Source organism: Neobacillus vireti (assembly GCF_036962345.1).
Lineage (GTDB): Bacteria > Bacillota > Bacilli > Bacillales > Cytobacillaceae > Neobacillus > Neobacillus vireti_A.
Genome location: NZ_JBALNB010000013.1, coordinates 15,681 through 30,144, shown reverse-complemented (window position 1 = coordinate 30,144; position 14,464 = coordinate 15,681). Strand labels below are relative to the sequence as shown.

Sequence of the window (14,464 nt, the reverse complement as noted above, 5' to 3'; positions counted from 1 at the left end):
TCTCTCTCCTTTTGTATTTATCGAATTGAATTCGGGCTATTCCCTTTTATGCTAGGAATCATTTTTAATTTGACGGTGAATGATTTCCCGTAAGACTGCTGGACATTCACTTTCAACTTAATAGAAGGCTTCGTTCGAATAACCTGCACCTGTTCATCAGCTTCCAGTACCTTGAAGGCTTTGCCGTCAAAATCAATTTCAATCGAACCAGTATTTTTCATCGTTGGGTCGGAAACAGCCAGTGTCAGCGCGCCATCCTTCTCCTGCAATGTAACAGAAGCTTTTTGATAAACCGTTAACGGACCCGCCGTTTGCTTTTCATCCAGCCAGAAGTTAGCCCCGATGATATTTTCCTTACCATCATGAACCGCTTGAACGGCAGAATCATTTCGTAAAATCGTAATTTCCGGCTGGACGGCATATTGGCCTGTTTGTTCCTGATTTAAGCCTGGCAGCAGGACATAGGAGTACGTGTCATTTGCCGGATTGACACCATGGTCAAACCACATTGTGGCGTAGGAACGTGTGATTGGATTCGATGGCCCGCCATAATTAATGTCCTCCCAAGCGCCAGTCCTCTGTTCTTTTTTCACCGTTAGCGTTTTTCCATCTGGAAAATAGTAACCTATATCAGATCCCGGTAAATTCCCTTCAAGGAATGCCCACTTAGCCTCAACCGTATGCTGTTGACCCTCGGTTAACTCCGGCTTTTCACCATTGATAAGGAGATTGTTCGAGCGGTCATCACGAATTTTTCGATTTTCAACAATACTTTCAATTGTTCGGTTGTCATTGCTGTTTATTCCCGAGCCAAGTGCGACAATTTCGTTATCGAACATAAACCATGATTTTTTTGCTGATAACGTACTATTCCAGGCCTTATAAGACATACCTGCTGTTCCAAATCGATTTAACGTGGAACCGCCTGTCCAGGATTCACTTGAATTGTGCTCTCCGCTTCCATCTGCTCGTTTCATTGTATCAACCGTTGTTCCTGGCATCCGGTATGGGTCTACAGTAGGCCAGAAATCATTGCTGTATTGCGCAAGATCGGCATTATACAAATAGGTCATCCCTTCACCGGTGTACCAGCCTTTTCTATTCTCGTCATTCATATCCTCATAGTTTTGAATCCGGTTGGAATACATGCTGATTCCGAAAGCGTAACTCGGTTTTCTATGAACAACACGGTCCATTGAGGCAAATGTTTTATGGAAATCAAGTTCTCCCCTTGGGCTGACATCCTGATTTTCTAACAGGTTTTTAGCCAAAACCATATCACGGAAACTGCTGGCATTTGAAAAATAATCTAGATGTGTATCTTCCTGAAGCCAATTTTTTGCCATACTTTTGTATTTTTCTGCATATGGTTCTGGAGCAAATTGCGCCATTCGAATTACAGTCTTAATGATGCTGTGACCCGCCTGATGGTCCTGGAGGAAATTACGTGAAATTGCTCTTCCCCTTACCATATCCATCAAGGCACCTTTGTACATAAATGGTTCAAATGCATCTTCAATCCAGTCATAGACATTCGATACCTTAGGGTCCGTTACACTCCAAGTTGAGCCGCTCAATAAATCCAGCATCTCCGTTAGCCCCTCGATTAACACAATGCCATAAGAACCGGTGTAAGCAATATCCTCATGCTGTACAAACGAACCATCTTCATAAAAACCATCGCCTGACGTCACGTTTTCAAAGGTTTGACTAAGGGCGTCCCGGGCAGCAGCGATTCTCTCCTCATCCTTAACGATTACCCCACGGACTCCAACAACCTTGCTGACGTCAATTCTATTTGCGCCGACTGCCTCCCGGAAGTTGTTCGGTGTAGTTGCTCCAGATTTTGTAGGATCCGGCTGAAAATGATCCACGACCTTCAAGTAGCGATGGATCGTTTCTTGATCCAAATAATCATATAAAAGCACCATGATGCTGTTTAATTCATTCGGTACACCAATTTCCCAATTCCACCAATTACTGTACTGGGCAATCGATTCATTATATTGATTCTGATACAGCCACTCTAATGCATCTTTGATATCCTCCAATAATTGTGGATTTCGATAGAGCGTTGAATGTTCATTGGCAAACGTCTTAGCCATAGTGGTCAAATTCCGATAATTTGATCGGATATCTGCTGAATTATCGGTGCTGGAGTATTCATGCCACAAGAAGGTTCGGTCGTTATTTTTCACCATGGTTTTCCATAATGTCTGTGTGGTATTGGTTTGATTGGTAACCATTTGTTTCATTCGTTCATTAGAAGCATCGTAAAAATCAAGACTGGTCATTTGGTTTTCCCACTTATGACGTAACACGTCATATTCATCCTGTTCCGAAGCCGAGATGGTTAGTTGAGTTTCACTTTTTATGCTTCCATCCATTGTTTCAGCAGTGATGACGGCGCTTCCTTCGGACTTGGCCTCTACCAAACCATTCTGTATGGAAGCTACACTTTCATTGGAAGATCTCCAAACCAACTTTTCCATATCCGCATTTTCAGGGGAAACATTTGCTTGAAGTAAACGAACTTGCCCTGTTTCAAGCTGCAGTTGTTTCGGTTGAATTTCAATCGCCTCGATAGCCGGACGTTCAATCGCATAATTTTTCAACACCTTGACCGTACTGCTGGCAGAGAGTCCATTATCCGTCCTTGCCATAATCACTGCTTCGCCGGCTCTCACTCCGGTAACTTTACCGTTATCCACTTTGGCAACCGATTCATCGGTGGAATACCAAGAAATCGTTGAGCTTGCGTCAACAGGCTCTAGTCTGACATTTATTTCCGCAGTCTCATTCTCTAGAATACTTACTTCCTTGTTTTCAATCTCAATCGAGGTTGCCGAATCAATTAATTGTAAGGAAACATCATCGAACATAGCCGTTCCAGTCCCAGTTTCAAAGAAAAGCTGAACCCGAATACTATCTACATTTACTGGGAGCTTTACATCCATTTTGATCTGTGACCAATCATGTGTACCCGTTAAACGGGAGGAGTAAAAGAGATCAAGCTGTTGTTTTCCCTCAAACGTTGTCACTCTCATTCGTGCTCCCTGTCCGCTGACAATATTATCTGTCTTTAACCATGTACTAAGTTGGTATGTTTTTCCGCCCTTTACAGGTACATCTTGAGACACTGCAGCTCGGGCGTCCTGAGAAGCCATAATTTTCAATCCATACTTTCCTGTACGGTTTGCATCCTCAGAGATAGAAACAACAGGACTCCCAGTCGGCTTCCATACGCTCCAGCTGACAGCGCCTAATTGGTCCCATCCCGATGCAGCACCTTTGGTTTCTTCAAATCCTGCGTTGACCAAACGATTAACGTTATCATCAGCAAAAATCAATGGTGCATTTACAGTCATAGAAATAATTAATGTTAAAATGATCAGAACAGAAAATCCTTTTTTCGGTGTTTTGTTCATCATTTCGCTCCTTATCCTTTTATTCCAGTGTTGGCAACTCCCTTGATAAAATGGTCCTGAGCTAAGAAGTAAACAATGATGGTTGGTATAACCGCGGATACAGCCGCTGCCATTAAAAGAGCATACTCTGTGTTATATTCGGAAATAAAATGCTGGATACCTAATTGCAAAGTATATAAATGGTCAGAAGTCAGATAGATTAATGGCCCTAAAAAGTCATTCCATGAATGCATGAATGAGAAAATGACAAGTGTAGCAATGGCCGGTTTAGACAATGGCATAATAATCCGCCAATAAATGCCAAACTCAGTTAAACCATCAATTCTTGCTGCTTCTAATAACTCATCCGGGATCGATAAGAAAAACTGACGGAATAAGAAAACACCAAAGGGATTAAACGCCCCTAGAATAATAAGTGACCAATGAGAGTTCACCAGCCCAAGTTTGCTCATCAGCATAAATTGGGGAATCATCATGACCTGGTATGGAATCATCATCGTAGCTACATAAATGAAAAATAATTTATTGCTTTCAGGAAATTTAATTTTGGCAAACGCATACCCTGCAAGGGAACTATTGATAATCACTAATATCGTGGTAATAACCGCAATCTTTAACGTATTCAAATAATAAAGATGAAACGGAACGGTTGTCCAAACGTCTTTGTAATTATCCCAGCGGAAGGTTTCTGGAATCCATTTAATTGGGAACCCAAATATTTCTGTCTCCGCTTTTAACGACGCAGATACCATCCAAACAAATGGCAAAACCATGGCGAGTGAAACAAAAATGACAGCAAGGTACTTTATTATTTTTCCGATCGATATTTTTTTTCGGCTTTTGGCTTCAGCGGTGTATACGGATGCTTCCGTAGCAAGATTCATAACTTTCATCACCCTTTCTCTTGATTTTTCATTAATAATTCACCCATTTTTTCTGTCCTCTAAATTGAATGATAGATATAACAAGAATGAGCAGGAATAATACATAAGCCATCGCTGAAGCATATCCATACTCAAATTGCTTGAATGCAGTATTATAAATGTCGTATACAAGCACATGAGTGGATCGGCCAGGTCCTCCGCCGGTCAGGACATAAATTAAATCAAACACTTTAAACGAGTTAATGACACCAATTATGGTAGTAAAGAATAGAACTGGGGATAACATTGGCACCGTGATATTGAAAAATTTCGAAATCGGTCCCGCCCCGTCCAATTCAGCTGCTTCGTAAAGGTAATCTGGTATACTCTGGAGCCCTGCTAAAAATAAAACCATATAATAGCCGACTGAATGCCAAATATAAACGATAGAAACAGAGATTAAAGCCCAGGTTGGTGAGGATAGCCAGCCAGGCGGCTGATCAATCCCTAAGTTCATTAATACCCCATTAATGGGTCCCATCGTTGGATTAAAAATGAGCTGCCATACAGCTGCAACAGCAATCGTAGCTGTAACATAAGGAAGGAAAACAGCTGTCCGGAAAACCTTAACAAAGCGGATTCCTTGATTTAGTGCCACAGCGATTAACATGGATAGAAATAAGGTGATAGGAACAGAGATGACCATGAAAAGGATACTATTAAAAAAAGAAATTTTAAAATTCTCATCCTTTAATAATTGTTTATAGTTGTCTAATCCAATAAACTCTATTACTCCAAAACCATTCCATGAGGTAAAACTCATAAAAAAAGAGGCAATTACAGGAATTAGAATAAATACTAGGAAGCCAATGATATTGGGAAGAAGAAAGGTATAAGCGATGATTCGATTTCGCCTAATGGTTTTTGACTTTACCTTTTTAGTAGGGTTCATGCTAGGTTTCATCCTTTCTTTAAAGCTATTCGAAAACAGTCTTTTTAAAAAAAGGGGTACTGCTGTTTGTATAAACTAGCGCAGTACCTCACTTTTCTTTATTACTTTTCTCCGTACTTACTAGCCCATTCGCTTTTCACACGCTTGGTAATTTCTTTAATGGTGTCATCCACGGATCTCTGACCGAGCAAGGCAAGTTCTCCTTCTTGCTTAAATATTTGTTCAACGACAACGTTCTTAACTCCAGGCAGCATTGGATATTCTGGGTATTCTTTTGTTTCTAAGAAATAGTGAAGGTTTTCAGGTTTTTGTGAACCGTCCCCAAGATATGCAGCTTCAACGTCCTTATCCATATATCCAGTTAAATAGCCTTCAGAAGCAAGAAGTTCGGCTCCATCTTTCCCTGACATATACTTAAGGAATTCAAATGCTTCATCTGCATGCTTTGTATTTTTGTTCATCATAATCGTAACAGGCAATGCAAGTGATGTATTCTTTGCTACACCTTCTGGATGTGGAATTGGAGCAACGTCCCAATCAAACTTAACGGTTCCTTCCTTTTCCCCTTGACGAAGCTGGGCTACATGCCAGTCTCCGATGATATTCATCGCAATATTTCCTTTTTGGAATGCAGCATTATAGTGAGCACCAGTTGTTACCTGTTCAGACCATGGCATAATGGATCCGTCTTTTTCAAGATTTACTCTAACCTCTAATGCTTCTTTAAATGGTGTTAAATCTTTATCAATCACGGAAGAACCATTTTGAACTGCACTCATATACCAGGTTTGCGGCCATTGTTGTAAAAATGCACCATATACTTTACTTTCACCACTGCCGCTTGTCATTTTTAAAGCTAATTCACGGAACTCATCCCACGTCATATCATCACTAGGATACTCGACACCCTTTTCATCGAAAAGCGTCTTGTTATAATAAAGCATCCAATTGGATTTACGATATGGAAGGCTCATCACTTTTCCTTCATATTTATATGTGTCATACATGGAACCATATCCTGATACATCCATACCACTGTCTTTAATGTGCTGATCTAGCGGTGCGACAATTCCAGTATCAACCATGTTGTCTAATTGACCAGTAAAAAGATCATACCCTTCACCGCCTGCTAGCTGCATACGGATTTTTTCATAATATTGCTGCTGAGGGAAAGTTTCAAATGTGATATCAATATTTGGGTGATCCTTTTTAAAGTTTTCATAGCCTTTCTTAAATACTGCCTCATCTGCTGGAAAAACTGCCATCTTCAAACTTACTTTTTCATTCGGATCTTTTTTCTCTTTCGGTTCAGCATTTCCTTTTTCAGACCCGCCGCTTGCACAGCCTGCTAAGATTCCAAGAAATAGAATAAGAATAGCTAGTAAACTGAATACCTTTTTCATTCTTTGTTCCCCCTTATTTTTTTTACTAGTTTGTTATATACTCAGTGTAAAGGTTTTCATTTTTTTAAATAAGTAGAAAATTTCTTACCCCCTTTTTCTAACTAGGAGTGACCAGCATGATTTTTCTATGCCTTATTTTCATGGTATTTCTAATCTTTTTTATCTATAAAAACCTTAGCAGCAGGTCTGTTTTCTTTTTATGCGCGTTAACGATTGGATGGATTATGGCGTATATTTCTTTCACCCTCTATCTATCAAAATTTAATTACTATTATAATATTGCGAACCAATTTATTGACCTTGGTCCTGGGACGTGGAGCCGTCTAGTATTAGGAAACTTTGATACTCATACTTTAATTCGGCTCTTTAATTTAGGAATTATCCTCTTCTATTTTTCCTATTTAAGTTTTTCTATTTCTTTTACCAACAATTTTAAGATTAGAACGAAATTGCGCTATATTTACTTGGCATTAGGCATTGTAGGAATCATACAGTTTTTATTTTACGACCCAAGTGTCAACCTCTACCTTCAGACATTAACCTCTGAAACGGAGTTACTCATGAAGCAATACCAGCAATTCAGTAGAATAGGAGATATTTTTTTCCAGGCAGTCAATTATGCCTATCTCATTCTAAGTTTTGTCTTATTTGTCAGCCATTACATTCGTTATTACAAACTAAGGTCCATTCGTGAACATACACTTTACATGATGATTAGCTTACTGCCCATCACCTTCTTGCAGCTATTTGTTTTTTACTGGGCCCCTTCCAACTTTGTCAAAACCACCTTCAGTAAAAGCTTTATTAATTATTCACAGCCGCCGATTAATTTATTTTTATTGGAATATCGTTTTTTCCCGTTTCTAGCAATCGCAGCTATCGGCGTCATGCTCTACAATATTTACAAATATAAAACGAATGAGGCACGCTATTCAAATAGCAATATCATTACGAAGAAAAAGATTGATACTGCCTCTCTTGGGATTCGAGCGTTTACTCATGCCATTAAGAACCATCTACTCGCGATTCGATCGGAGGCTGAATACCTGCAAGAAAAATTCGCTGATGATGAGGAGGCTTTATATAGCCTTAAATTAATTACCGATTCGTGTGAACATTCGTTTCAGAGTATTAACCAAGCTAATGAGAAGTTGAAGCATATCACGTTGAACATCAAATCCGTTCCTATCGACCACCCAATCGAAAAGGCGATTCAGCGTTTTCATTCAATGCAGTCTGATGTCGACTTCCAATTTGAAAAACTAGAATCAAGTATCCTTGTATATATTGATGAAGAAGAAACGAGCGAGGCGATCTATAATATTCTAAAAAATTCAGTTGAAGCAATGGGAAGTAAGGGTGGAAGAATTACAGTTCATTTAAACACTGTGGACCAATGGGGGACGATTACAATTAGAGATAACGGTCCTGGGATTGCAGCCGAAAATGTAGATGAAATATTTACCCCCTTTTTCTCAACAAAACCAAGCATTACCAATTGGGGAATTGGTCTATCATTTTGTCATAAAGTTATAACAGCTCATGGAGGAAAAATTGAAGTGACAAGTGAATTAGGTAAATTCACACAATTTGATATTCTATTGCCACTGGTAAAGAGGGGATAAAACATCCCCCTTTTCCTATTTCTTGGGGGAGGTATTCATTTGGAAAAGATACATATTTTAATAGCCGACGACATGGAGGCCCATCGCAGACGGTTGGAACGAATCATAAACAGTGTGGACAACCTCTTTTTAGTTGCCTCTGCCAAAAGCGGCTACGAGGCCGTTGCTTTTGCGGCGATTAAGAAACCCGATATTGTATTAATGGACATTGAAATGGAAAGTCAGATGGCAGGGATTAAGGCAGCTTCCGAAATTCATAAAATTTTACCCGATACGAAGATCATTATGTTGACCGTCCATCAGGATAACAATATTGTTTTTGCTGCCTTTCAAACGGGGATTGTTGATTACTTGATAAAATCAGCCCTAAAAGAAGAAATTATCGAAGCGATTTATTCTGCTGCTAACAATCAGTCACCGATCCGGCCGATTATTGCGCAGAAAATCAGGCAGGAATTCGCCCGAATTAAAAAATCAGAAGATCAATTAACCCATTTTTTTAAAATCGTTGCTAACCTGACCCAATCGGAACTCGAGGTATTAAAACTGCTTTGCAGCGGCTTAAAACGCAAGGATATTGCAGAAATCCGTGCTGTTGAAGTAGAAACGATTAAAAAGCAAATCAGCAGTTTACTAAAAAAATTCGATAAAAGTAACACAAAAGAAATCATTACAGAAGTCAATGAACTCAAACTGTTTGAATTGATTGGGGAGATTTCATAAAAAAAGGGATGGTACTTTTGCGTCTGCAAGTACCATCCCTTACTTTTATTATTTTGGCTCTAATACAACCTCTAATGGCTCGGCATCCTTGGAATCAAACTCTAGCACGGTTCTCCCATTTTCTGATGAAAGAATTCTGATACGGTTATCGTTGGATGTAATGGTCCATTCTCCTTCAATCGTTAATTTCATTGTACGCATTATGCTCTCTGAGTGACGCCACTGACGGGAATAAATGCTTACTTCTTTTTGCACCCCATTCTCATCATATTGGTCCTCCTCAAGCCCTTCATATAAACGTAAATCAGGGTCAACTGCACTTAAGACCAACTTTTCTCCATCCATTCGAGACATGACCATTGAAGGAGTATCAACTGCACGCACGATTCCTTTATCAATTGATTCACTTGCTTCAAATAAAGCGTATCCGGTAATACCGGTAGCACGGTCATATACAATATGCCCCATTCGATTCTGCTGAAGGATGTTGTAAGGAGCCTTGTCCTGTTCTTCCATCAAGGCAGCAAACCCAGCCATCTGATTTTCATTCGTATTCACCAAAACTGCGTACTGATAAGTTCCATCCTTTGGAGCCTTACCATGGTCAATCCATGCTGTAGTAAAATTCCCGGATGTATCAGAACCATCCTTCTGGTGCTTAGACAATTGCTCTGTCCGTGAAATGGATATTGTTTGTCCAGCAGGCACATAAAATCCATTCGCTTTATTATCAATCAGCCAGGCATCCTGTGTAAGGGTGAGTTGGTTTTTATAAGGAAATTCAGTAATAGCTCCTGTTTTTGACATCCACATTGCCTCTGTTTCTGATTTCATATGATTTTGGAACAGAGTGGTTTCTGTAGGATACTCAATGTTTTCATTTTCAATATCTGAACCGAGCGCAACAATTCTGTTGTCAAAAAAGAAATAAGATTTCCTTGCCCGATGGCTGCCATCATATTTTGGATGTTCATGCAGTTTCATCGCAAACATTCCATTTTGTCCTTGGAGACTTAAGCTTCCGGAGTAGGTTTCATCCGAAATCAACATTTCTTCAAAACCGCTAAAACGGTCTACATTTCGGACATCAGAGCGTAATTTTTCAAAAGGCAGATGGATGGTTGTTGTTCCTGGCCAGCGGTTCCAATCCCAGCCTTCCTGTACATAACCGCTATCCCGGTGATTTAATGAGCCCATAATTTGCATCTGACCATAAGACATATACCGTCCAAATAAATTAGCATCTTGATAGGTTTCATTCCCCCATAAATATCGGCTATACCCTTTTACACCAACAAGCCATTGGTCCTGTCTATGAATTCCAAGGTTAGCGTAATTCATGGACCAAAAACCATTAGGATCGGTTTCCGCTTCAATCCCCATGTTTTTAAACTGACGAAAGGTTGCATCTTCTTTATCTGCCAGCCTTAAATAAGCTGATGCCACTTCACGGTCAATTTGCTCCTTTCCATCAGGGGAACCTGCCAATGCCATATAACGGAATGGAGGCAGCACCAAAGCACCATTGCCATCCGGATGACGCCCAGCTACACTGATTAGCCACTGAGTTTTATTTGAATATAAACGCATGGCCATCAAGGCCTTTTTCAATGATTCATGGGCAGCTTCAGTTACTCGGAAAGGTCCGTCTGATAACACATACATCATCGGAGTGACACCATTGAAAGCATCCTTCGCATAGGCTGGGTAATGATTGGCATGATGATAGGCAGACCCGTCCTTCTTGAAGGCAGCATCTAATCCATTTGCTGGTAGAAGTCCTTGAGACAGCCATGCAGTGAAGGCTTCCATATCTCTTATTTTTTCCTTAGTATCATCTTGGACGAGGATACTAGCCAGCCGCCCATTTAAGGTTGTATTTAATATGTCAATATTACTTACCACTTCTTCTTTAGGCGTATATATTTCACCCGCTCCACTTAACCAAAAAAGTGTTTTTTGGGTACGGTCCAGTAGATTGGCTTCCTTCAAAACATCCCGCATCAGGAATGCAGAGGAATAAAACCCACGAATATTATATCCAAGGTGGTGCATGGTTCCTTGCCCGCTCCCATCAACCCATCCCTGATCAAATAAATGGTCAGATAAATCAATGAACATGGATTTTAACTCATTTTTAATGACACTATCTTCGGTTGAAAGATACGTATTTGCCACTAAGCTCATAAAGTCAGTAAATTCTCGAAGGTCTGCTGTATTACTAAGCTCCTTAAAAGATGTTTTTAAGGCAGCTGGAACCTGGTCAAAATGTGGCATAAACAGGGAAGCCCCTTTGATTTCTTGTGCGTCTCTATTTAAACCATAGGTGTCAAAACGAGTACGGATGTCATCAAGTAAAGCATCGGTTACTTTTTGTTTCTTAAAGACCAATTCGGTAAACTTCGATTCTATTTTTCGGATGCCTGCTAAGTTGTCCAGAGTTACTTCTGTTTGAGGATCTGGAGGTGTAAGTTTGGAGTAATGCAAAAGCCCAAGCCAGTGAGCGTTTGCTGCTTCCATAATTCCCGGGTTAACAAATGGAACTTGTTGATCCGGTGTATGATGACGCGGGTCAATTGGAGTAGATAACATCATGGAGTCAAAATAAAGTGTTCCAGATTGTGATTTAGGAGCGACAATCGTCATTCGGTTCATATTTGGATGAGGAGTACCTTCCATATCACGTTCATATGAAACCCATGCCGTCCTCCATCCTGTAAAATTGAGGTTCATTTCAAACCAACTATCAACATGATTGCCTCTGCCGAATTGAAAGGTAACTATATCATTTACAGGCTTTTCATTATAGACCCAGACAACAAAGGTTTGAATTGATTGATCTTGGTTATTTGCGACAAAAGGTTTATACCCCATTTTATCGTTAATCATTAGCTTGGAGCCTTTTGTATAATTCCATTTTAGCGAGTGCTTGCCGTCCTTGGAGTGACGGTCATCCATTTTAAGGGTACTGCCTTTTTCCGCTTTAAAAGTCTTGGGCACCCCATTTTCAAACAAATAGAGTGGAATTCCCAACGCATTTGCTTCATTTTCTAGCTGTAGAGCAAGTGTGGACAGTTCCTGACCGCCTATAGTCGTACTAGCGGAAAAAGTTCTTAGTTCAGAAGCTTGCGTTATAGGAGGTAATGTGATGAGCGGAACTGTTAAAGCTGCTGTAAGTGTTAAAGCTGCTGTAAGTGTTAAAGCTGCGAACCGTTTCCCATACCTCTTGCATTCATTTTTTAACTGGTTACTCCCCTTTTCAGATAGTTGTTGCTTGTCCATCGAATCTCTCATTTTCTATCCATCTCCTTTCCACTTTTGTAAACGTCATTCGTAAACGCTTACAGTTACCATTGTAGGGGAAACTTGTAATAAGGTAAGTGGAAAACTTTATACCCCCAGATTGCCGTAACACGCAGTGAGATTTTTGGCCCTAGCTGTAACCAAACACTAAAAAACACCGGGGGCTTTCCCCCAGTGTGCTAGACCCCCGCTGCTTCACTGCGTTTAGTGGAGACTTTTTGAAACCATGAGCTGGCAGTATCCTTTAAAACAGTATTTAGTTCTTGAATGTTTTTTTTGCCTGTATCACGGAGCCAGGCGCGTCCTGCTTCTTCACCAATTTCCGCAAATGGTGTAACACCGTTCTTCCAAGTAGCACGGCCGCATAAAACACCGTTAAAAGTGGAACCGGCATCCTTGGCAAACCTTAATGTCTCTTGGAACAATTCCGCGCTGACGCCTGCACTTAAGAAGATAAATGGCAGGTGAGTTGCCTCGCTTTGTTCCTTGAAATAACCTGCTGCTGCTTCCTTCGTATACGCCACTTCACCATTCGAGTATCCTTCGACAAAATTCATATCAACCGGAACTTCGACTTTTAATACGTCTACTTGATACTGTGGCTTCGAGAACTCCCTCATTGCCTCAATCACTTTATGTGGTTTCACTTTTGCATACTCTAAACTTTTCACATCTTCGTTTTTAGCATCGTAGCTGACTATCTCAAGGAAAAATGGGATGTCCTCTGCCGCACACTCTGACCCAACCCGCTCCATATACACATGCTTAAAGTCATTGATTTTTTCATCTTCATCTACATCGTAATAGAGTAAAAATTTCACCGCGTCGGCTCCAGCTTCCTTCAAGCGTCTTACCGACCATTCCTCTAATAGATCAGGTAAACGGCCCACAGCATTGGCGTCATAACCTGTTTTTTCATACGCGACTAACAGCCCTGCTTCCGAATGGCGGGCTTTTGCTGCTGGCAGCCCATACTCTGGATCTAATAGAATGGAAGTGGCATATGGAGTCAATTCCTCAGAAACTAGTTCTTTGAAGCGGACGATCCCCTCATCGCCGACAGGAGCGGCACTTCCGGATGCAATCATTTTCTTTAATGAACCGCGTTGGTCAATGGCTAATGCCCCAATAATCCCATTTTCATCTGATAATCTTTTAAGAGCCGCTAGTTTGCTATCTGTTAGTTTTAACATCAGTCTTCACTCCTATAAGTCTATTTTTTCTACTTGGACTTGGTTGAATATATCTTCAAAATTTGCTGTATTAATATAACCTGTTACTGCTTCCATCGCATTTAGTATCCCAGTCGTCATCGCCGTTTTTAATACAACCTTAACAGACTGTTCATGTTTAACAGCGACAGCGAATCCGGCCACTGTGGCATCACCGGAACCAACCGGGTTTATCACATTAATTTTCGGGATTGTTACCTGGTAAAAATTCTGCCCATGCTTCACAAAGGCACCTGCTCCGCCCATCGAAACTACAATCCATTCAATACCTTGAAACCATTCGTTTGTGAGTGCCTGCCTAAGACTTTCTATGTTAGGTTCCACATTTATGCCAAGAAGCTGAGAAAGCTCCGTGATGTTAGGCTTTATTGCAAAAGGTTTAACCTCGCTTATCAAAATCTGGCGCAATGATTCACCCGAAGTATCAACGACCACGGGAATTCCCCGCTCATGCCCCCGTTCTACCATCTGCCTGTAGAAGTCTGAAGGTAATCCCTTGGGCAAACTGCCAGAGATGGTTACCAATGAAACATTAGTAAGTAGACTTTCATATTTGGTAAGAAAGGCCGCTTCATCCTCGGCTGTCAAGGTCGGACCTGATTCTAAAATTTCCGTCTGCTTGCTGTCGTGGAGAATGGCAATACAGTTTCTGGATTCTTGATTAATTTTCAAAAAATCATTTTCAATCCTGTCTTTCGAAAGCTCCTGAATAATGTAGTCGCCAATCGTACCGCCCAGCACGCCAGTCGTCACAACGCCTTCTCCCATTTGCTTGATGACCCTGGCCACATTTAATCCTTTTCCACCTGCTGTTTTACGAACCCCTTCGACACGGTTGACATCATCGAGTTTGAAATCAGAAATCGGGTAGGAAATATCAACGGATGGGTTCATTGTGACAGTTAAGATCATTAGAATTCCTCTTTCCCCTTGAA

General features: G+C 40.7%; 9 protein-coding genes. 2 read left to right on the top strand and 7 right to left on the bottom strand.

Features of this window, described 5'->3' with window-relative positions:
- Nucleotides 1–17 precede the first annotated feature (17 nt).
- The 4 genes from V7108_RS16685 to V7108_RS16670 all read right to left on the bottom strand — a co-directional run bounded on the left by V7108_RS16685 (nucleotide 18) and on the right by V7108_RS16670 (nucleotide 6,646).
- Complete coding sequence (locus V7108_RS16685; RefSeq protein WP_335568898.1) at nucleotides 18–3,428, bottom strand: polysaccharide lyase family 8 super-sandwich domain-containing protein; 3,411 nt, start codon at nucleotides 3,426–3,428, stop codon at nucleotides 18–20.
- An 11-nt stretch (nucleotides 3,429–3,439) separates the two neighbouring features.
- Nucleotides 3,440–4,321 carry a carbohydrate ABC transporter permease gene (locus tag V7108_RS16680; RefSeq protein ID WP_335513991.1) on the bottom strand — a complete coding sequence of 294 codons (882 nt, stop codon included), beginning with the start codon at nucleotides 4,319–4,321 and terminating at the stop codon, nucleotides 3,440–3,442.
- Nucleotides 4,322–4,343: 22 nt separating this feature from the next.
- Nucleotides 4,344–5,243, bottom strand: coding sequence for a carbohydrate ABC transporter permease (locus tag V7108_RS16675; protein ID WP_335513988.1), 900 nt, complete (start codon nucleotides 5,241–5,243; stop codon nucleotides 4,344–4,346).
- A gap of 101 nt (nucleotides 5,244–5,344) precedes the next feature.
- Nucleotides 5,345–6,646, bottom strand: a complete 1,302-nt coding sequence (locus V7108_RS16670; RefSeq protein ID WP_335513986.1) for an ABC transporter substrate-binding protein — start codon at nucleotides 6,644–6,646, stop codon at nucleotides 5,345–5,347.
- A gap of 116 nt (nucleotides 6,647–6,762) precedes the next feature.
- Here V7108_RS16670 and V7108_RS16665 point away from each other — a divergent pair, with 116 nt between their 5' ends.
- Both V7108_RS16665 and V7108_RS16660 read left to right on the top strand, forming a co-directional pair.
- Nucleotides 6,763–8,271, top strand: a complete 1,509-nt coding sequence (locus V7108_RS16665) for a HAMP domain-containing sensor histidine kinase (protein ID WP_335513983.1) — start codon at nucleotides 6,763–6,765, stop codon at nucleotides 8,269–8,271.
- A 39-nt stretch (nucleotides 8,272–8,310) separates the two neighbouring features.
- A complete protein-coding gene (locus V7108_RS16660) occupies nucleotides 8,311–8,994 on the top strand; it encodes a response regulator transcription factor (protein ID WP_335513980.1) in 684 nt (227 codons plus the stop codon).
- Between the two features lie 48 nt (nucleotides 8,995–9,042).
- Here V7108_RS16660 and V7108_RS16655 read toward each other — a convergent pair whose 3' ends face one another.
- The 3 genes from V7108_RS16655 to lacC form a co-directional block, all read right to left on the bottom strand.
- Nucleotides 9,043–12,288, bottom strand: a complete 3,246-nt coding sequence (locus V7108_RS16655; protein ID WP_335568897.1) for a chondroitinase family polysaccharide lyase — start codon at nucleotides 12,286–12,288, stop codon at nucleotides 9,043–9,045.
- A gap of 188 nt (nucleotides 12,289–12,476) precedes the next feature.
- Nucleotides 12,477–13,490 carry a tagatose-bisphosphate aldolase gene (gene lacD / locus V7108_RS16650; protein WP_335513973.1) on the bottom strand — a complete coding sequence of 338 codons (1,014 nt, stop codon included), beginning with the start codon at nucleotides 13,488–13,490 and terminating at the stop codon, nucleotides 12,477–12,479.
- A gap of 12 nt (nucleotides 13,491–13,502) precedes the next feature.
- Nucleotides 13,503–14,441, bottom strand: coding sequence for a tagatose-6-phosphate kinase (lacC, locus tag V7108_RS16645; protein ID WP_335513969.1), 939 nt, complete (start codon nucleotides 14,439–14,441; stop codon nucleotides 13,503–13,505).
- Between the last annotated feature and the right edge of the window lie 23 nt (nucleotides 14,442–14,464).